Annotated in this window: 16 protein-coding genes; 10 read left to right on the forward strand and 6 right to left on the reverse strand. The window is 27.6% G+C overall.

What is annotated here, in order from left to right:
- Positions 1-11 precede the first annotated feature (11 nt).
- Positions 12-1,265, forward strand: a complete 1,254-nt coding sequence (locus HCG70_RS13335; RefSeq protein ID WP_198134002.1) for an MFS transporter — start codon at positions 12-14, stop codon at positions 1,263-1,265.
- Between the two features lie 70 nt (positions 1,266-1,335).
- On the opposite strand, the gene HCG70_RS13340 is transcribed toward HCG70_RS13335, so the two are convergent.
- Together HCG70_RS13340 and HCG70_RS13345 are read right to left on the reverse strand one after the other, a co-directional pair.
- Complete coding sequence (locus tag HCG70_RS13340) at positions 1,336-1,848, reverse strand: restriction endonuclease (protein ID WP_052330732.1); 513 nt, start codon at positions 1,846-1,848, stop codon at positions 1,336-1,338.
- Positions 1,826-2,425, reverse strand: coding sequence for a restriction endonuclease (locus HCG70_RS13345; protein ID WP_055292017.1), 600 nt, complete (start codon positions 2,423-2,425; stop codon positions 1,826-1,828). The genes HCG70_RS13340 and HCG70_RS13345 overlap by 23 nt, the downstream gene beginning before the upstream one ends.
- A 169-nt stretch (positions 2,426-2,594) precedes the next feature.
- Here HCG70_RS13345 and HCG70_RS13350 point away from each other — a divergent pair, with 169 nt between their 5' ends.
- The 6 genes from HCG70_RS13350 (at position 2,595) to HCG70_RS13375 (ending at position 7,192) form a co-directional block, all read left to right on the forward strand.
- Entirely contained in the window at positions 2,595-2,969 is a 375-nt protein-coding gene (locus HCG70_RS13350) for a hypothetical protein (protein WP_042400923.1), read from the forward strand.
- A 49-nt stretch (positions 2,970-3,018) separates the two neighbouring features.
- Positions 3,019-3,243 carry a hypothetical protein gene (locus HCG70_RS13355; RefSeq protein WP_042400921.1) on the forward strand — a complete coding sequence of 75 codons (225 nt, stop codon included), beginning with the start codon at positions 3,019-3,021 and terminating at the stop codon, positions 3,241-3,243.
- A gap of 129 nt (positions 3,244-3,372) precedes the next feature.
- The gene (locus tag HCG70_RS13360; protein WP_042400916.1) at positions 3,373-5,082 is read left to right on the forward strand and encodes an ABC transporter ATP-binding protein; all 1,710 of its coding nucleotides are present in this window, start codon (positions 3,373-3,375) and stop codon (positions 5,080-5,082) included.
- Positions 5,083-5,222: 140 nt separating this feature from the next.
- Positions 5,223-5,537: a thioredoxin gene (trxA, locus tag HCG70_RS13365; protein WP_042400914.1), complete on the forward strand. Its 315-nt coding sequence runs from the start codon at positions 5,223-5,225 to the stop codon at positions 5,535-5,537.
- A 15-nt stretch (positions 5,538-5,552) separates the two neighbouring features.
- A complete protein-coding gene (locus HCG70_RS13370) occupies positions 5,553-6,416 on the forward strand; it encodes an NAD(P)/FAD-dependent oxidoreductase (protein ID WP_055292015.1) in 864 nt (287 codons plus the stop codon).
- A gap of 125 nt (positions 6,417-6,541) precedes the next feature.
- On the forward strand, positions 6,542-7,192 hold the full coding sequence (locus HCG70_RS13375) for a deoxynucleoside kinase (protein WP_042400906.1): 651 nt from the start codon (positions 6,542-6,544) through the stop codon (positions 7,190-7,192).
- Positions 7,193-7,297: 105 nt separating this feature from the next.
- Here the strand turns inward: HCG70_RS13375 and HCG70_RS13380 are convergent, their stop codons facing one another.
- A complete protein-coding gene (locus HCG70_RS13380) occupies positions 7,298-9,202 on the reverse strand; it encodes an NAD(+) synthase (protein WP_055292013.1) in 1,905 nt (634 codons plus the stop codon).
- A 315-nt stretch (positions 9,203-9,517) separates the two neighbouring features.
- Between HCG70_RS13380 and HCG70_RS13385 the strand changes: the two genes are divergently transcribed.
- Together HCG70_RS13385 and HCG70_RS13390 are read left to right on the forward strand one after the other, a co-directional pair.
- Complete coding sequence (locus tag HCG70_RS13385) at positions 9,518-9,946, forward strand: NfeD family protein (RefSeq protein WP_055277784.1); 429 nt, start codon at positions 9,518-9,520, stop codon at positions 9,944-9,946.
- Between the two features lies 1 nt (position 9,947).
- Positions 9,948-10,889 carry an SPFH domain-containing protein gene (locus tag HCG70_RS13390; RefSeq protein ID WP_042400895.1) on the forward strand — a complete coding sequence of 314 codons (942 nt, stop codon included), beginning with the start codon at positions 9,948-9,950 and terminating at the stop codon, positions 10,887-10,889.
- 137 nt (positions 10,890-11,026) lie between these two features.
- On the opposite strand, the gene HCG70_RS13395 is transcribed toward HCG70_RS13390, so the two are convergent.
- From HCG70_RS13395 to HCG70_RS13405, 3 genes are all read right to left on the reverse strand, one after another.
- Positions 11,027-13,204, reverse strand: coding sequence for a UvrD-helicase domain-containing protein (locus HCG70_RS13395; protein WP_221697871.1), 2,178 nt, complete (start codon positions 13,202-13,204; stop codon positions 11,027-11,029).
- A 171-nt stretch (positions 13,205-13,375) separates the two neighbouring features.
- Entirely contained in the window at positions 13,376-14,857 is a 1,482-nt protein-coding gene (locus tag HCG70_RS13400) for an NAD(P)/FAD-dependent oxidoreductase (RefSeq protein WP_042400887.1), read from the reverse strand.
- Positions 14,858-14,882: 25 nt separating this feature from the next.
- Complete coding sequence (locus tag HCG70_RS13405) at positions 14,883-15,524, reverse strand: undecaprenyl diphosphate synthase family protein (protein WP_221697872.1); 642 nt, start codon at positions 15,522-15,524, stop codon at positions 14,883-14,885.
- 296 nt (positions 15,525-15,820) lie between these two features.
- Here HCG70_RS13405 and HCG70_RS13410 point away from each other — a divergent pair, with 296 nt between their 5' ends.
- The gene (locus HCG70_RS13410) at positions 15,821-19,567 is read left to right on the forward strand and encodes a phosphoribosylformylglycinamidine synthase (RefSeq protein WP_055277781.1); all 3,747 of its coding nucleotides are present in this window, start codon (positions 15,821-15,823) and stop codon (positions 19,565-19,567) included.
- The last annotated feature ends 25 nt before the right edge of the window (positions 19,568-19,592 follow it).

Consider the following 19,592-nt stretch of genomic DNA (forward strand, 5'->3'; position numbering starts at 1 on the left):
GGAGGTTAAAAGTGAATTATAATTTTTATAAGTGGAGAGTATGGAGTATATTGGCAATTTCATTTGTGATGTCTTTATTTCATAGAGGAGCTATTGGAGTAATATCAGGAGATTTAAGTAGAGATTTAGGATTAACAGCAACAGAACTTGGAAATGTTGCTTCAATTACATTTTATACATATGCATTTATGCAAATACCTGCAGGGTTATTACTAGATTATTTAGGTTATAAAAGAATAAGTTATTATGGAGCATTGGTAACGGGAATAGGATCAATTTTATTAGGGATTGCAACTAATGTAACAATAGCTTATGGAGGAAGATTATTAGTTGGACTTGGAACATCAGTTATATTTATTTCAGTTTTAAAGGCTCAAACTATATGGTTTAAAAAAGATGATTTTACGAAGGCATCTGGAAAGTTATCTTTCATAGGAAATTTAGGGGGAGTAATTGCAACATTTCCATTAGCTATTTTAGTAAGTTTTATGGGATGGAGACTAGCTGTGATTTTAATGGGTAGCATTTGTGTTTTAATAGCTATAATAATAAAGTTTTATATTAAGAATTCTCCACGTGAATATGGTTTTGAGCCACAAGGAATAGAACTTAAAAGTATAAAGATTAATGTATTTAAATCAATTAGAGAAGTATTAAAATTAAAAGCAACTTGGAGAAATTTTTTTGTATTATTTACCTTAGTTGGATGTACTACAACAATTACAGGCCTGTGGGGAATAAATTATTTAACTGCAGTGTATGGAGTATCTACAACTAAAGCATCATTTTATGTAGCATTTATAGTATATGGACTGGTTTGTGGTTCGCTATTTGTAGATAAGGCAACAATGATTTTTAAAAAGAATATAATTATTTATCCAAGAATAGCAGCAATTTTAAACTCTGTATTTTGGATTTATATATTATTTATAAGAAAGGGAATGCCTACATTATTTGAATTAAGTATAATATTCTTTTTTATGGGATTTTTTGCTATGGCTCATATAGTAGCATTTACTGATATAAATAATTATTGCAACATAGAAAATAGTGGACTAGCATCAAGTATTGTAAATTCAGGAGAATTTATTGGAAGTTCAATTATAAGTTTAATTATTGGTTTTATTTTAGATTTAGGTTGGAATGGTAATATTATTGATGGAATAAGAGTTTATTCTAAGTCACAATACATTGGAAGCTTTTACATATTTATAATAATTTCTCTTATAGGTGTAGCTGTAACGTTTATAGGAAAAGAAAAGTAAAATTAAAAGGGATGTGCATAGTAAATGACACATCCCTTATATATTGAGAGGAAAATGAGATAGCTAAATATTAATTAGGGTTAAGAACGTATTCAGTATACGGAATAGCCAGATCTTTAGAACTTATGATGCTAATATTATAGGGTTTTTCTATTTTATTTAAAATAGATTTAGCTTCATCGGATATAGTACCTGTAGTTATTATTATTCCGTTATTTATATTATCACAAATCATTGCACCTAATAGTTTTTCAATTTCAAAGGCTGTTATGGAATCAGAAATTGAATATCTTTTACATTCAACATAAAATTTTTCACTATTTTTTTCACAAATTATATCCTTTCCACCATCTGGTCCTAAAGGAAGTACAACTATATTATTAAAGCCTATATTGGATAAATATTCACTACACCAAATTTCAAATTCATGAGGTGTAAGTCTATGAACTAAGTTATAAAGTAAGTCACTTTTTTTTAATTCTTTATAGGACTTATAATAAATAGTAATATTTTTAATTAGCTTACCTATTAAAGGAGAGAATAAAATTATTATAAAATAACTATATATTGTATTTAACTTCATTTATTAAACCCTCCTTAATAATATAATATTTATGATTTCTAATTGATTTTGTTAATTCATAACCATCAATAAGTTTAATTTCTATTCCACGATTTTGATCGTTAAGGTTATTAGCAAATTCTATAGCATTACTTGAAAAAGTGCTATTAGTAATAATAATTCCTTTTTTACAATCATTAAGAACCATTCGAGCTAAAAAGCTTTGCACATCAGGCCTTCCAGTTGATTCCCATTTATCTTCATCTTTGGCAGTTTCACCTATTAGGTCATTTTGAATGCAACAAATAAGAATATCAGTATTATTTAGAGTACATTTAAAATTGGTTAAATCACTATTCCCACCAGGTAGAGCCACAATTTCTTTACATCCTAATATATCAAGATATATATTTATAATTTTAAGAAAAGTACTATAGTTGTTTCTTTGTATATCTTTTATTGATAACAATCCTAGCTCAATTTGTCTTTTGATTGCCTTATTATTTAAATTAATTGTTGCTTTTTCTATATAAGATATTAAGAATTTTAAAGCAAAAAAAGATAATACAATAAGTGGAATAAATCTAAAATATACCAAAAAAATCACCTCTTCTTAAGTATGAACAATTTTTTTACTTATATTCACATAAAAATAAATTTATTAATATTAAAAAATTTGTTTTATTGTAAACAATAGGGTATAATTATTATTAATAATTAATATATAAAATTGAAAAGTGTAGGAAAATGTTCTGATGGAGGTACGTATGGGGAAAGTAGTAAGATGCTCAATTATTATTTATGATGATTTTGATAATGTGTTAATTGCTGAAAGAGGAAAGAAGAATGAAAGAACATGGGGGATATTCGGTAAAGAGATTAAAGGTAAAGAAACTGACGAAAAGTGTATTAATAAAGCAATAGATAAAGATTTAAAATGTACAATTTTCGATTTAAAGCCATTTAAAGATTATACACTTGAAAATAATGATATATTAAGAGTCTTTACAGGAACAGTTAAAGAATATATTACTTGTCATAAAACTATAAGTAATACAAAATGGATAGCTAAAAACAAGTTAAATGATTATAATTTCAATGAAGAAGAACTTAAAATATTAAAAGACTTTTTTATGAATTAATTTAAGATAAAACCAAAGATGAGCTACAACGAAAAAAAGAGGGAAATAAATGCTTTATAGGGTAATAATAAAAAAAGAAACAGATAAATATTATATAGGTAAATCTTATGATAATAAAAAGTACAAAATATTAAAAAATGATAATATTAAAAATTTAAAAGTAGGCTTAGATTATCATATATATGCAAAGAAAGAAGAAAAGATGTTTGGTACAGTATTAATTCCTATTTCAGATGATGAAGCTGGAGTTGTTGATGTTCATAGGGAAAAATAATACATATTTGTGTTTAAGGACAAGAGGATATTTATCTTGTCCTTATTTTATGTTATAAAAAATAAAACTACTTTTATATAAATAAGAGTATAAAATAAATTTAAGCTTTAATAGGAGGGGACTTAAATAATGATAAAAAAATTTATTTCATATTATAAGCCATATAAAAAATTGTTTATATTGGATTTAATAGTAGCGACCATTGCAACCATATGTAGTTTGATATATCCGATGATGACAAGAGTATTAATAAATGAAACTATACCTAATAAAGAAATTAAAGTAATAGGTATATTTGCAATAATTTTAATGTTACTATATTTAATAAAGGCAGGCTGTTGTTATTTCATGCAGTATTTTGGGCATCTTGTAGGTGTAGGAATGCAGGCTGATATGAGAAGAGATATGTTTAATCATCTTGAAGAATTACCTAATTCTTATTTTGATAATAACAGAACTGGAGATTTAATGAGTAGAATGATTAATGACCTTATGGAAATATCAGAGTTAGCTCATCATGGACCAGAGGATTTGTTTATTTCTATAGTTATGTTTTTAGGGTCATTTATAATTTTATCAACAATTAACATACCACTTACAATATTAGTTTTTGCATTTGTTCCATTTATAGTTATATTTACTTTGAAGAAAAGAAAAAAGATGAATGATTGCTTTATGGAAACTAGAGTTCATACATCTAATATAAATTCAACTTTAGAAAACTCTATAGCAGGAATTAGAATTTCGAAAGCTTTTGTAGCACATGAATATGAAAAAGAAAAGTTTAATAAAGGTAATAATAAGTTTAGAGAAGTTAGAAAAAAAGCATATAAGGTAATGGCAGAGTATTTTGCAGGAGTTAATTTTGGCGTAGATATATTAGATTACGTTGTATTAATTGCAGGTGGGGTTTTTACATATTATGGTGTGATAAACTTAGGAGATTTTCTAGCATATATGCTTTACGTAAAATTATTTACTGATCCAATTAAGAAGTTAATTAATTTTGTTGAACAATATCAAAATGGTATGACTGGATTTAAAAGGTTTATGGAAATAATGAATGTGGAAAAAGAAAAAGAAAATCCAAATGCAGTTGAAATTAATAATGTAGAAGGAAATATAGAATTTGAAAATGTAAGTTTTAGCTATGAAAATGAAAGTGTGTTAAATGACATTAATTTATCAATAGAAAGTGGAAAGATGCTTGCATTAGTTGGTCCATCTGGTGGTGGAAAAACTACTTTTTGTAGTTTAATACCAAGATTTTATGATGTTGATAAAGGAGATATAAAAATTGATGGTAAAAGTATTTACGATATTAAACTTAATTCTTTAAGAAAAAATATTGGAATAGTACAACAAGATGTATTTTTATATACTGGGACTATAAAAGAAAATATTAAATATGGTAACCAAAATGCAACTGATGAGGAAGTAATTGAAGCTGCTAAAAAAGCCAATATACATGAATTCATCATGGAACTAAAGGATGGATATGATACATATATTGGAGAAAGAGGAGTTAAATTATCTGGCGGGCAAAAGCAAAGAATATCAATTGCAAGGGTATTTTTGAAGAATCCACCAATATTAATATTAGATGAAGCAACATCTGCTTTAGATAATGTAACAGAATATTTAATTCAAAAATCTTTAGAAGAGTTATGTAAAAATAGGACAACTATTGTTGTAGCTCATAGATTATCAACAATTAAAAATGCAGATGAAATAATAGTATTAACTGATAAAGGTATTGAAGAAAGAGGAAGTCATATTGAACTTATAAAAAAAGGTGGTATTTATGAAAATCTAAATAGATACTCAATGGCTAAATAGAGATTTATTTTATAGAATTATAATGAAAAAAGTAGGGCAAACTATCAGTAAGGATAAAATTATTGACTAATAATAATTATCGCTGTAAAATAAAACAAATAATATTAATATCCCCCTAAGGGGGAGTAGGAGGAAATAAAATGGTTAAGCATTTAAAAGAAAATGAATTCAATACAGAAGTAATTGATTTTGATGGAGTAAGTATAGTAGATTTCTGGGCTGAATGGTGTGGACCTTGTAAAATGATAGGACCTATCTTTGAAGAAGTTGCAGGAGAATTAACAAATGCTAAATTTACAAAAGTTAATGTTGATGAATGTCCAAATTTAGCTGGTAAATACAGAGTTGCAAGTATACCAACAATAATGGTATTTAAAAATGGAGCACCTGTTGATACTTTAGTTGGATTCATGCCAAAGAATCAATTAAAAGAAGCTGTTGAAAAACATCTTTAGAAGGTAGAGGTTACTATGGAAAGATATGATATAGCCATAGTAGGTAGTGGTCCAGCAGGATTATCTGCAGCTCTTAATGCAAAAATAAGAAATAAAAAGTTTATTATTTTTGGTAATAAGGAATTAAGTCATAAATTAAGTAAAGCTCCTAAGATTAATAATTACTTAGGTTTTTATGGAGTAAATGGAGCTGATGTTAAAGATAAATTTCTTGAGCATATAGATAAGATGGGCATTGAAATTACAGAAGAAAGAGTTAATAACATATATGCCATGGGTGATTACTTTGCCTTAATGGTAAATGAGAAAATGTATGAAGCTACAACTGTAATTTTAGCTACTGGAATGGAATATACAAAACCAATAAAAGGTGAAGAGGAATTAATAGGTAAAGGTGTAGGTTATTGTGCTACATGTGATGCGCCTCTTTATAAAGGAAAAACTGTAACAATAATAGGATATAATAAAGAAGCAGAAGAAGAAGCCAATTATGTTAGTGAGCTTGCTGGAAAAGTTTATTATATTCCAATGTATAAAGGTGAAACTAGTTTAAATGAAAATATAGAAGTAGTTGCTAAAAAACCATTAGAAATAGTTGGAGAAGCAAAGGTTTCTTCAGTTAAATTGGAAGATGGTGAATTAGAAACAGATGGAGTATTTATATTAAAAGATAGTATATCACCTGGACAGTTAGTACCGGGACTAGAAATAGTAGATGGACATATTCATGTTGATAGAGAAATGAAATGCAATATTCCAGGATGTTTTGCAGCAGGAGATTGTGTAGGAAAACCATATCAATATATTAAATCTGCTGGAGAAGGTAATATAGCATCATTAAGTGCAGTTAAATATATCGATACTTTAAAAATGAAATAAATGTAATAAGGCATATAAATAATTTGTATTTATATGCCTTTTTCTTATGTCAAGTCTTGATTTAAAAATAAATACAAGTTATCATTAATGAGCACTAAGGATGAATAGTAAAGGATAGGTGAAGTATGTTGTTAGTAGTTGGTGGAATGATAGGCTTAGGAAAAAGTTCAGTAGCAAAAATTCTAGGAGAGCATTTTCAATCAGATGTTTTTTATGAATCTGTTGATGATAATCCACTTTTGCCGTTATTTTATAGTGAGTCTGAAGAAGAGATACAAAGAAAAAGATATCCTTTCTTATTACAATTATATTTTTTAAATACTAGATTCAAAAGTATAAAAGAAGCGTTAGTTAATGACAATAATGTATTAGATAGATCTATATATGAAGATTGGTATTTTGCTAAGAAGAATATGGAGCTTGGAAGAATATCACAATTAGAAATGGACATATATGAAAATTTATTAAATAATATGATGGAAGAACTAGAATCACTTCCAAAGAAGGCACCAGATATAATGATTTATCTAAAAGGTTCTTTTGAAACTGTTATGAATAGAATCAAATTAAGAGGAAGAGATTTCGAAGTTGATGATAGTTTAAAAGAATATTATCATTTCTTATGGAAAGACTATGATAATTGGGTAAAAAATCATTATAAAGCATCTGAAGTATTAGTAATTGATATGAATGTCATGGATGTTGTAAATAATGAAGATGATAAAATTAAGTTAATACAAATGGTAGAAGAAAAATTAAAACAAGTAAGAAAATAATTAAGTAAGGAAATTTATATTCTGATATAAATTTCCTTATTTTTTTATTTTATAATGGAGTTTAAAATAATTAGTAAAAAAGAGTGAATAAAATCACTCTTTTTGCTATCTAAATGAATTAAATGAAGCATCAGATGGCATTCTCCAGTCGCCACGAGGACTTAAAGAAATTGAACCAACTTTAGGACCATCAGGTAATGCACTTCTCTTAAATTGTTGAGTAAAGAATCTATAAATAAATTTATCAAGCCATTTATTTATTTCTTCTTCAGAGTAATCATCTTTAAATGCTGCCTTAGCAAGAAGTTCAATTCTTTCTTTTGAAGAACCATGTTTAATAAAGTGATATAAGAAGAAGTCGTGAAGTTCATATGGACCAACGATATCTTCTGTTTTTTGAACAATATCCCCCTTTTCACTTTTTGGTAAAAGTTCAGGACTAACAGGAGTATCTAAAATATCTAATAAAGTATGAGAAACTTCTTCTGTAGATTCTTTTTCTGCTACATATTTAACTAAGTATCTAACTAGCGTTTTTGGAATTGAAGGATTAACAGCATACATACTCATATGATCGCCATTATAAGTACACCATCCAAGTGCAAGTTCAGAAAGATCGCCAGTTCCTATTAGTAAGCCACCTTCTTTGTTAGCTAAATCCATTAATATTTGAGTTCTTTCTCTTGCTTGAACATTTTCATAAGTTACATCATGTATATCTTTATCATGACCAATATCCTTAAAATGTTGAAGGGAAGCTTCAACGATATTTATTTCTCTTAAATCGGTACCTAATTCTCTACAAAGTGTTAAAGCATTATTATATGTTCTATCAGTAGTACCAAATCCAGGCATAGTAATAGTTATAATATTTTTATTATCGATTCCAAGTAATTTAAATGTTTTTACTATGACTAGTAAAGCTAAAGTTGAATCAAGTCCACCAGAAATTCCTATTACTGCTTTTTTTAGATTAGTATGTTCTAAACGTTTTGCAAGTGCTGATGATTGAATATTGAATATTTCTTTACATCTTTCTTCTCTTTCATGTTCATTAGATGGAACAAATGGATGTTTATCTACATATCTATCAAAATCTTTAATTTCTGTGCTTTTAAAATTGAAGTTAATGTTTTTAGCTTTAAAAGGTACAATTTTAGAAGCATCTCTATAGCTTAAGTTTTTTAATCTTTCAGCATTTAGCTTAAATACATCTATACAAGAAGTTATAACTTCATTTTCTCTTTGAAATCTATTATTTTCTTTTAATATAGAACCATTTTCACTTATTATTAAGTGACCACTAAATAATAAATCAGTTGTAGATTCATGTACACCAGCTGAAGAGTAAATATAAGATGACATACATCTAGCACTTTGATTAGAAATTAATAAAAGTCTATAATCTTTTTTACTTACTAATTCATTTGATGCAGAAAGATTACCTATAATATTAGCACCTAGAAGTGAAAGATAAGAGCTTGGAGGTATTGTTACCCAAAGATCTTCACAAATTTCTATACCAAACTTATAATCTCCAGCAGTAAATAGCAAGTTTGTACCTAGTGGTATATTATCTTGGAAAGGTAAATCTACAGTTTCATCAACTAACATAGCAGCAGATGTAAACCATCTTTTTTCATAAAATTCGCTATAGTTTGGAATATATGATTTAGGAACTATTCCAAGAATCTTTCCTTCAAAAATAATAAATGCTGCATTATAAAGAACGTTGTTATGCACAAGAGGACATCCAACAGCAATTAACATATCTTTATTAATACTATTTTCGCAAACTAATTTAATTCCTTCTATAGATTTATTTATTAATGTAGAAGTTAAAAATAAATCAGCACAGGTATAAGAAGTAATAGATAGTTCGGGAAAAACTAAAAATTTAACATCTTTATTATAAGCATCATTAATACATGAGCATATATTTTCAACATTAAAAATAACATCTGCAACTTTAGTTTTAGGACATGCAGATCCTACTTTTATAAAATCCATAATATCATCTCCAATACGTTATATAATTTTAGTATTGTATTAGTTCTCTAATAAAATACATATAAATAAATAATAAAAGGAAAACCTTAGAAAATCAAATTATTTAAAAAATAGATAAATCTAAACGTTTTAAGAGATAATAAATACCTTATAAAACAATAAAAAATAACTTGCAAAAAGATTTAAACTATATTATAATGAGTTTGTAGTTAAGATTTAACTATTTGGAAGAATTAATACAAAAGAAGAATAATATAGTATATAATTAAATTATAATGAATGGTTTAGTAATAAATCAGGAAAGGGGGAAAAATAATGGTTGAGGTAATTAGTTGGATACTTGTTGCAGTTTTTTTAATTGCTATTGATGTTATTACTAGTAGTTTCATATTTATGTGGTTTTCTTTAGGAGCTATAGTTGCAATAATACTTTCTTTATTTGAAGTTACTGTTGTATGGCAAATAATAGCCTTTTTAATTGTTGGAGTTGCAACTGTTTCTATTGGTTATCCTTGGGCAAAAAAGAAATTCAAGGCTGATGTTAATCATGTACCAACGATGGAACAAACCTATATAGGTAGAACAATGATTGCAGAAGAGGATATGGGGAAGAACTCAAAGATAAAGGTAAGTGGTATTTATTGGACTGCTTATAATAAGGGAAGAGTAATAAAAAAAGGTGAAGAATATACAATTACAGGTATTGAAGGAAATAAGTTAATTGTAAGTTCGAAGGAGGATTAAAATGTCAGGATTAATATTTTTAGTAGCATTATTAGTGATTATTTTATTAGTGCTATTATCATCAATTAAAGTTGTAAATACAGGGTACTTATATGTAGTAGAAAGACTAGGACAATTCCATAAAATTTTAGAACCAGGGTGGCACTTTGTAATTCCAGGTGTAGACTTTGTAAGAAAAAAAGTATCAACTAAGCAACAAATTTTAGATGTACCACCACAATCAGTTATTACTAAAGATAACGTTAAAATTTCTGTTGATAATGTTATTTTCTATAAGATGCTTAATGCAAAAGATGCAGTATATAATATTGAAGATTATAAAGCAGGTATAGTTTATTCAGCTACAACAAACATAAGAAATATACTAGGTAATATGACATTAGATGAAGTTCTTGCAGGAAGAGATAGTATAAATCAACAATTACTTGGTATTATTGATGAGGTTACTGATGCTTATGGTATAAAGGTGCTATCAGTTGAAATTAAGAACATAATTCCACCAGCTGAAATACAACAAGCTATGGAAAAGCAAATGAAAGCTGAAAGAGATAAGAGAGCTACTATATTAGTGGCTGAAGGTCAAAGACAATCTCAAATAGAAAAAGCTGAAGGTGAAAAGAGAGCTAAAATTCTTGAAGCTGAAGCAGAAAAGGAAGCTAATATTAGAAGAGCTGAAGGTTTAAAAGAATCTCAACTTTTAGAAGCAGAAGGTAAGGCTAAGGCTATAGAACAAATAGCTATAGCTGAAGCAGAAGCTATTAGAAAAGTAAATGAGGCTATTATTGAATCAGGAACTAATGAAACAGTTATAGCACTTAAACAAGTTGAAGCACTTAAAGAAATGGCTAAAAATCCAGCTAATAAGCTTATATTACCAAATGAAACTTTATCATCACTTGGTAGCATAGCAGCTATTGGAGAAATGCTTAAGAAAGATAATTAATATAAAAAAGCATCGTATGAATTTATACGATGCTTTTTTATTATATATAATTAAAAGTGCTTATGAAAAATACTAAAATAAATATTAAAAGGAGTTCGTTTATATGTTAGCTCTATTTAAATTAGTTATTTTATAAATTAATTATCAATTAGGGTATACAAGCTATTATCTTGAGGTAGTATATTTTCTAATGAAGTATTGGTATATATATGCAATTCATGTAATGCTCTTGTACAAGCAGTATAGAATAAATGCTTATCTTCAATTGATAGATAACTTTCACCATCAGCTAAAATAACTCCATCAAATTCTAATCCTTTTGCAATATATGAAGATATTACATTAATACCAATCTTAAATTCACATTTATCACTAATTATTAAGTTTATATCATCATTTAGTTCTTTTAAAGAAGAATAAAGTTTTTTACTATTTTCTTTATTTTTACAAATAATAGCTATAGATTTATAACCTTTATCTTTCATTTCATTTATCTTAGTAGAAATCCTTTCTTCTAAATTATTATTAACAATATGAATAGTTGGATTATCACCAATTCTATCAACAGCTTCTATAGGTTCGTGGGTTTCTAAAATATCCTTAGTAAAGTTAGTTATATTACCTGTTGAACGATAGCTTTTAGTTAAAACTACTGTTTTAACATCATTAAATACATTAGTTATACTATTTCTACTTTTTACATTAGAATGTTTATCAATTCTTTGATTTAAATCACCCATAATTGTTAGTGAAGCATTTGGGAAAGATCTTTTAACTATTTCGTAGAATAATGGACTATAGTCTTGAGCTTCATCCACTAAAACATGTTTCATATTTCCGTAACTTCTGAAACCTTCTAATGAAGATCTTATATAAATTATAGAAGTAATATCTTCAAACTTTACTTCGTTATTGTTTAAATAATTTAAAGTTAAATCTTTTGTATTGTTTAAATCAATATCTGTATACTTTTCAATATTACTCCAAAGAGATTTATAAATAGCAACACTATCAAGTGTTTTAATCATAGCATCAACTTGTAAGTCAACTTGTGCTTTACAAAAATCATAGAATGTTTTTTTATCTTCAACATAATCAAAATGAGAATTATCTTTTGAAGATAAATATTTATTTTCTACTTGAGAGAATAAACTTTGTTTAACAACATCAATTCTGTTCAAGAAAGGAATATCCTTAAATCTTTCAAATATAGTTTTTTCTACTGATTTTTTGCTAACTATTTGTACACCTTCAATTGTAATAGGAGTTACATTAGTAATAAGTCTTGGAATATCTAATATAAATTTATTTAAAGTATTCATAAAATCTAAAGTATTTTTATATTCCATAGATTTAGTTCTTAATTTGAATGTTTTTAAATCAGTATGATTAGAGTAAATATAATCTAAATGATCATTTTTGCTTTCATATAAATAATTTGATGGTAAGAATCTCTTTGAAAAAATTTCAAATGTAGTTTGACGTATATTACTTTCACCAAGCTCAGGTAATACATCAGAAATATACTCTGCAAAAACTTCATTTGGACTGAAGATTAAAATATTATCAGCGCTAAGATTTTTTCTATGCTTGTATAATAGGTAAGCAGATCTATGTAATGCTATAGATGTTTTACCAGAACCAGCAGCACCTTGAATGAATAGTATTTTGCTATCATCACTTCTTATAATATCATTTTGTTCTTTTTGAATAGAAGCAACTATGTTTTTCATCTTATCAGTAGCATTTCCGCTTAACATTGATGTTAAAGCCTCATCACATAAACTTTCATTTGAGTTATGCATAAAGACTATTTCACCATTTCTAATGTTATATTGTCTAGTGAATTCTATATGACCTTCTATTCTTCTAACTGGAGCATCATAATATGCAGGACCAACTTCAAAGTCATAAAACATATTAGCAACAGGAGAACGCCAGTCGAATACAAAAATATCAAAATTATCTTCATCTTCTACAGTTGATAGACCTATATAAAAACTTTCTGATTCTTCGCCGTCTTCCTTAAAATCAATTCTAGCAAAATAAGGATTAGAAAGTTGCTTTTCTAAAGTTCTAATTCTTGATATTTTCTTAGCGTGCAATTGTTCATTTAATGCAACCTGTCCACAGTTTTCATTTATTTCAATTTCATCTAATTCATTTCTATTATCCCATAAAAATTTTCTATGCTTTATTATTTCTTTATCTTGTTCTTCACTTGAAACACCATAGCTATTAAGTAAATCAGTAATTTTTCCTATTGTTTTATTTAAGTATTTATTTTCATCTTGTAGTTCTTTTCCGATAATCATTTAATCTCTCCTTAAAATAATGGTCATTAAATTTTAATAGTTTCTAATAGTGTATGTCAAGTAATGAATATAAATTAATACTTGAATAAAATGAAATTTTAAGGAAAAAATATTAATGACCTTTTAGGTTACGTAGGATTGTGTCGCAAGAAGTATCTTGTGGCACTTTTTTTATTCTTTTATTATTTCTGAACAGATTTTTGAGCTTTTTAATACCATAGATGTTCCATTACCAGGATGTATTGAAGCACCTGTAAAGTATAAATTTTTAATCTTTGGTAATGTACATTGAGGCCTAAATACTAAACTTTGATTTAAATTATGGCTTATTCCAAATGCAGATCCTGCATAGGTATTAAATATATTTTTTAAATCAATAGGAGTTAAATGATGTTTAAACAATATATGAGATTGTAGATCTTCTAATCCTGGAATTTTTGAAACAATACTCAACAAGTTATTGCTTAATTTACTGATGGTATCACTATTCCAATAAATATTTTTATAAAGTAAATTTGGAACTCTCACCATAATATTTATTGTTTCACATCCTAAAGGACAAAGTGAATTATCTATAGAACTAGGACAATAAATATAGAGTGACGGATTAGATGAGAGCTTTCCTTTAAAAGGAGCCTCTATGTTTTTTCTGAAATCCTTATTAATAAATATATTATGTACATTAAGTAAAGGATACTTTTTATCTAAAGCTAAATAAATAATAAAAGTAGAGCAGGAGTGTTCAAGATTATTAATGTTTTTTGATATCTGAGTGATAGATTTATCTTTTAGTAAATTATTAATTGCATAAGAATAATCACTTGAACAAACTACTAAGTCACTATGTATGTTTTTATTTTTTATTTTAATCCCTATAGCGGTATTATTTTTTAATAATATCTCATCTACTGGAGAAGAAAGATGAATTTTACCACCAAGATCTAAAATTAATTTTCTTAATGATTGAATATAGGAATACATTCCACCTTTTATATAATAAAGTCCTTGATATTGAGTTGCCGAAGGAATTAAATTATAAATACTAGGGGAACTAAAGGGAGATACTCCTACATACATAGATTGAAACAAAATATAATTTATTAATTTTTCAGATGATATAAACTTTTTACAGTCTTTATAGCAAGAGTTTAAAGTATGTAATTTATAAACTTTACTTAAAGTTAATGGATTAAAAAAGTTATTAGTATTTATAAATGATGTATTTAAAAAATATTTTTCAGCTAATAAATATTTTTTATAATTGGTTGATAAAAAGTTAAAGTAAGAATACATATCATTTAAATCATTATTTGTTATATTATTTATAGTTTTACAAAGAGATGGTAAGTCTGTTTGAAAAGTATAATTTGTATTATCATAATAAAAAACTTTATAAAGATTGTTAAGAGGAATAAAAGAAAAATAATCTTTATAATTTTTATTACAATAAGAAAAAATTTCAGTATAATCATTAGGAATCATTAGCAAGGAAGCAGTTAAATCAAATTTAAAATCAGCAAATTTAACTTGACTAATTTTGCCACCAAGCGATTTGTTTTTTTCGTATAAATCAACATTAAAACCATCCTTTAATAACCTAGCAGCTATAGATAAACCACCTATACCACCACCAATAACAATTGCTTTTTTCATTTAAATCACATCCTTGAATTAAGGCTTAACCTCCTAATGTAATGTCTTGAGTTGAATACCATTCTAGTGCATCGTATATATGTTGAGGTTTAAAATCAGGCCAATAATCATCAACTACATAAAAATCAGAATAAACTGATTGTATAGGTAAAAAACCACTTAATCTTCTTCTTCCACCCCATCGAATAATTAAATCGATTCTAGAAATATCTTTTGAGTGTAATACTAAATCTAAATTATTTCTTTTGGTATGTGTTTGTCTAGATAAGTTTAAATCCCATTCCCAACCATAATTAACTAAAAAGTTTACCTTTATTCCACCTTTTCCAAAAGTCCTTCTTGTTGTAAAAGGTAACAATTCAGGGGGGAAGCAAGGAGATTCGATGTTTCCAATAACTAGTAATTCTGCGTTTTCATTAGATAGTAACTTTACAGCATCTATACAAGCTTTTATAAATGCATCCTTTTGAACAGTAGGTCTTTTAGTATTATCAGTAGTAAATCCATAGTAAGTTATTTCTTTTATACCTAGATTTTCACATAGTTTAAATAGTACAAGTCCAAGATTAATACCTATGTTATAACCCTTTTCCTTTGAAAGACCATTATTTTCAGCCCAACGTCTATTGCCATCAGGAATAATGCCAATATGTTTAGGAAGTCTCATAAAATCACTCCTTCTATTATATTTATAAATTTATGCTATATAGTATTGCTAATTTTAATAATGTTAATACAGTAAAAGTTTATTTTTGGATATAAAATTGATAAATAGCAAATAAAACGAATTAAAAATAGTAAAATTTGATTAAAATTCGGATATATGACGAAAAATATGTTAAATGATATCTGGTAATGTTGACAAATATAAATCGAATTGGTAATATTTAATTAACACGAAGAATATAAATAAAAAATATAATAATGTTCGTGTTTTGAAAAATATGTATGTGGAGGTATAGAATGTTAGGGTTTAAATGCATTTTTGTAGAAAAAAAAGATGGCTTTAATGTTGAAGCTAAGAGTCTTATGGAAGATTTCAAAAGTAATTTAAGAATAGAAAATCTTCAAGCTGTAAGAGTAGTAAATAAGTATATATTAGGTGAAATGAAAGAGGAATACTATCAAAAATCTTTATATACAATATTTGCTGAAAAGACAGTAGATAATTTATATGAAGAAAATCTTCCTATAAGTGATGATGAAATAGCATTTGCTGTAGAATTTTTACCAGGACAATATGATCAAAGAGCTGACTCAGCATCTGAATGTATTGGATTATTAGGAGCTGAGGAAAGAGTTGAAGTAAAATCAGCTAAGGTTATAGTTTTGAAAGGAAAATTAACTAAAGAAGATATAGAAAAAATTAAGAGTTACTATATAAATCCTGTAGATTCTAGAGAAGTAGCAATAGATAATATTGAACTTTCTTCAAAATTAGCAGAGCCTAACGATGTAGAAATACTTCATAATTTTATTAATAAAGATAGAAAAGAAATAGAAGACTTCCATAAAGAATTAGGACTAGCAATGAGTGTGGATGACTTATTGATGATAAGAGATTATTTTAAAAGTGAAGAAAGAACACCAACTATTACTGAAATAAGGGTAATTGATACTTATTGGTCAGATCACTGCAGACATACAACATTCAGTACTGCAATTGAAGATGTAACTTTTGAAATAGGTGAATTAAACAATGCAGCACAAAAATCATATGAAGCATATTTAAAATCAAGAGATTTCGTTTATGGAGAAACTGATAGAGACGAAACGTTAATGGATATAGCAGTTATTACTATGAAAGAAATGAGAAAAAGAGGTATGCTAGACGACCTAGATGTTTCTGAAGAAATAAATGCTTGTTCAATAAAAGTTAACATAGAAACAGATAAGGGTAATGAAGAATACTTAGTGATGTTTAAAAATGAAACACACAATCACCCAACTGAAATTGAACCTTTTGGTGGAGCAGCAACTTGTTTAGGAGGGGCTATAAGGGACCCACTATCAGGTAGAACATACGTATATCAAGCAATGAGAGTTACTGGTGCAGCAGATCCAACAGTACCAGTAGAGAATACTATAAAAGGTAAATTACCACAAAGAACAATTACTTTAGGAGCGGCTCATGGCTATAGCTCATATGGTAACCAAATTGGGTTAGCAACTGGACAAGTTTCAGAAGTATATCATCCAAACTATGTTGCTAAAAGAATGGAAGTTGGTGCTGTTATAGCAGCAGCACCAAAAGAAAATGTAATAAGAGAAGAACCACAATCTGGTGATATAGTAATTCTTCTTGGAGGAAGAACTGGAAGAGATGGTGTTGGGGGAGCAACAGGTTCATCGAAGGAACATACTGAAGATTCAATAAATGAATGTGGAGCAGAAGTTCAAAAAGGTAATGCACCAACAGAAAGAAAAATTCAAAGATTATTTAGAAATGCTGAAATAGCTCAAATGATTAAAAGATGTAATGACTTTGGAGCTGGGGGAGTTTCAGTAGCAATTGGGGAATTAACCAGAGGGTTAGATATCAATTTAGATAAAGTTCCTAAAAAATATGAAGGTTTAGATGGAACTGAAATTGCAATTTCTGAATCACAAGAAAGAATGGCTGTAGTAGTTAATAAGGAAAATGTAGATAGATTTATAGAGTTAGCTAAAGTAGAAAACTTAGAAGCGGTTGTTGTTGCAGAAGTTACAGATACTGAAAGATTAAGAATGTATTGGAGAGGTAAAGAAATAGTTAACTTAAAGAGAAGCTTCTTAGATACAAATGGGGCAAGACAAGTAACTAATGTAGAAGTTAAGTTACCAGGAGAATATCCTTTAACAGTTGGGGATGTAAATGTTAAAGAAGAGTGGTTAAATAACTTAACAAAATTAAATGTTGCTTCACAAAAAGGATTAGTTGAAAGATTTGACTCTACTATTGGTGGAGGAACAGTTCTTATGCCATATGGTGGTAGGGATGCAAATACAGAACAAGAAGCAATGGTTGCTAAGATTCCAGTATTAAATGGAGTAAGTGAAGAGGCTACAATAATGAGTTATGGATTAAATCCAGATTTAGGAGTATGGAGTCCATATCATATGGCATACTACTCAATAATAGAAGCAGTTACAAAGCTTGCAGCTGTAGGTGGAGATTACAGAAAAGCAAGATTGACTCTTCAAGAGTATTTTGAAAAATTAGGAAAGAGTCCAGAAAGATGGGGTAAACCATTTGCAGCACTACTTGGTGCATACCAAGCACAAATAGATTTAGGAATACCTGCAATTGGTGGTAAAGACTCAATGTCTGGAAGTTTTGGAGATGTAGATGTACCTCCAACATTAGTAGCTTTTGCTGTTGGAGTAGAAAAGGCAAAGAATATAATTAGTGCAGAATTTAAAGAAGTTGGTTCAAAATTAGTATTCTTAATGGCAGAAAGAAATGAAGATTACACATTAAAGGTAGAAGGATATAAAAAGAATTTAGAGAAGTTACATGAGCTTATTTTAGAAGGTAAAGTAATATCAGCTTCAAGCGTTAAGTTTGGTGGAGCTTCTGAAACACTTTCAAAGATGGCTTTCGGAAATAAAATTGGGGTTAAATTCTCTAATCTAACTAAAGAGGAGTTATTCGGATTAAACTATGGAAGTTTAGTTTTAGAAGTAAAATCTGATGTAAATGTAGATGAAGAATTTAAAGGATGCGCTTACAAGGCAATAGGATGCACAATTAAAGATGAATTAATAGTTTCACAAGAATATGATTTGAATTTAAAATTAAATATTTTAGAAGAAACTTATGAAAAGAAATTATCAAAGGTATTTAAAATTAAAACTACTGATAAAAATGAATCAGTTAAGGAAGTCTTATACAATGAATCAAATGTTAAATCACCTATTATAAAGGTTGCTAAACCAAAGGTAATAATTCCAGTATTCCCAGGGACAAACTGCGAATATGATTGTGAAAGAGCATTTAGAAATGCTGGAGCAAAAACAGAAACTTTAGTATTTAGAAATTACTCTAAAGAAGCTTTTGCAGAGTCAATTGAAAACTTAGAAAAGCAAATTAGAGAAAGTCAAATAATAATGTTACCTGGTGGATTCTCGGCTGGAGACGAACCAGATGGCTCAGGTAAATTCATATCAACAGTATTTAGAAACGAAAGAATTAAAGATGCAGTTATGGATTTATTAAAGAATAGAGATGGATTAATGTTAGGTATTTGTAACGGCTTCCAAGCATTAATTAAGTTAGGATTAGTACCTTATGGTGAAATAGTTGATATTGAAGAAGATATGGCAACATTAACTTATAACGAAATTAATAGGCATATGAGTTCAATAATTAAGACTAAGGTTGTTTCTAAGAAATCACCATGGTTTAGTGGAGTAGAATTAGGAGACATCCACAATGTTGCAATTTCTCATGGAGAGGGTAGATTTGTTGCTCCAGAAAAACTATTAAAACAATTAGTTGAAAATGGACAAGTAGCAACTCAATATGTTGATAATAAAGGAAATATAGCATTAGACATGCCATTTAATCCAAATGGGTCAATGCTTGGAATAGAAGGTATAACAAGTCCAGATGGTAGAGTTTTAGGGAAAATGGGACACTCTGAAAGAATTGGAGAAAACCTATATAAAAACGTACCAGGAAACTTTGATCAAAAGATTTTCGAATCAGGAGTTAAGTATTTTAAATAAAATTTAAAATAGTTAAGAGTTAAGA

It is taken from the genome of Clostridium sp. K04 (genome assembly GCF_019734375.1).
In the GTDB taxonomy this organism is placed as follows: domain Bacteria; phylum Bacillota; class Clostridia; order Clostridiales; family Clostridiaceae; genus Clostridium; species Clostridium saudiense.

Bases quoted from the DNA above. Each gene is read 5' to 3' on its own strand.
- HCG70_RS13385 (WP_055277784.1), top strand. From the start codon at position 9,518: ATGGTTGAGGTAATTAGTTGGATACTTGTTGCAGTTTTTTTAATTGCT.
- HCG70_RS13380 (WP_055292013.1), bottom strand. From the start codon at position 9,202: ATGGATTTTATAAAAGTAGGATCTGCATGTCCTAAAACTAAAGTTGCA.
- trxA (WP_042400914.1), top strand. From the start codon at position 5,223: ATGGTTAAGCATTTAAAAGAAAATGAATTCAATACAGAAGTAATTGAT.
- HCG70_RS13360 (WP_042400916.1), top strand. From the start codon at position 3,373: ATGATAAAAAAATTTATTTCATATTATAAGCCATATAAAAAATTGTTT.
- HCG70_RS13370 (WP_055292015.1), top strand. From the start codon at position 5,553: ATGGAAAGATATGATATAGCCATAGTAGGTAGTGGTCCAGCAGGATTA.
- HCG70_RS13350 (WP_042400923.1), top strand. From the start codon at position 2,595: ATGGGGAAAGTAGTAAGATGCTCAATTATTATTTATGATGATTTTGAT.
- HCG70_RS13405 (WP_221697872.1), bottom strand. From the start codon at position 15,524: ATGAGACTTCCTAAACATATTGGCATTATTCCTGATGGCAATAGACGT.
- HCG70_RS13395 (WP_221697871.1), bottom strand. From the start codon at position 13,204: ATGATTATCGGAAAAGAACTACAAGATGAAAATAAATACTTAAATAAA.
- HCG70_RS13400 (WP_042400887.1), bottom strand. From the start codon at position 14,857: ATGAAAAAAGCAATTGTTATTGGTGGTGGTATAGGTGGTTTATCTATA.
- HCG70_RS13390 (WP_042400895.1), top strand. From the start codon at position 9,948: ATGTCAGGATTAATATTTTTAGTAGCATTATTAGTGATTATTTTATTA.
- HCG70_RS13375 (WP_042400906.1), top strand. From the start codon at position 6,542: ATGTTGTTAGTAGTTGGTGGAATGATAGGCTTAGGAAAAAGTTCAGTA.
- HCG70_RS13355 (WP_042400921.1), top strand. From the start codon at position 3,019: ATGCTTTATAGGGTAATAATAAAAAAAGAAACAGATAAATATTATATA.
- HCG70_RS13340 (WP_052330732.1), bottom strand. From the start codon at position 1,848: ATGAAGTTAAATACAATATATAGTTATTTTATAATAATTTTATTCTCT.
- HCG70_RS13410 (WP_055277781.1), top strand. From the start codon at position 15,821: ATGTTAGGGTTTAAATGCATTTTTGTAGAAAAAAAAGATGGCTTTAAT.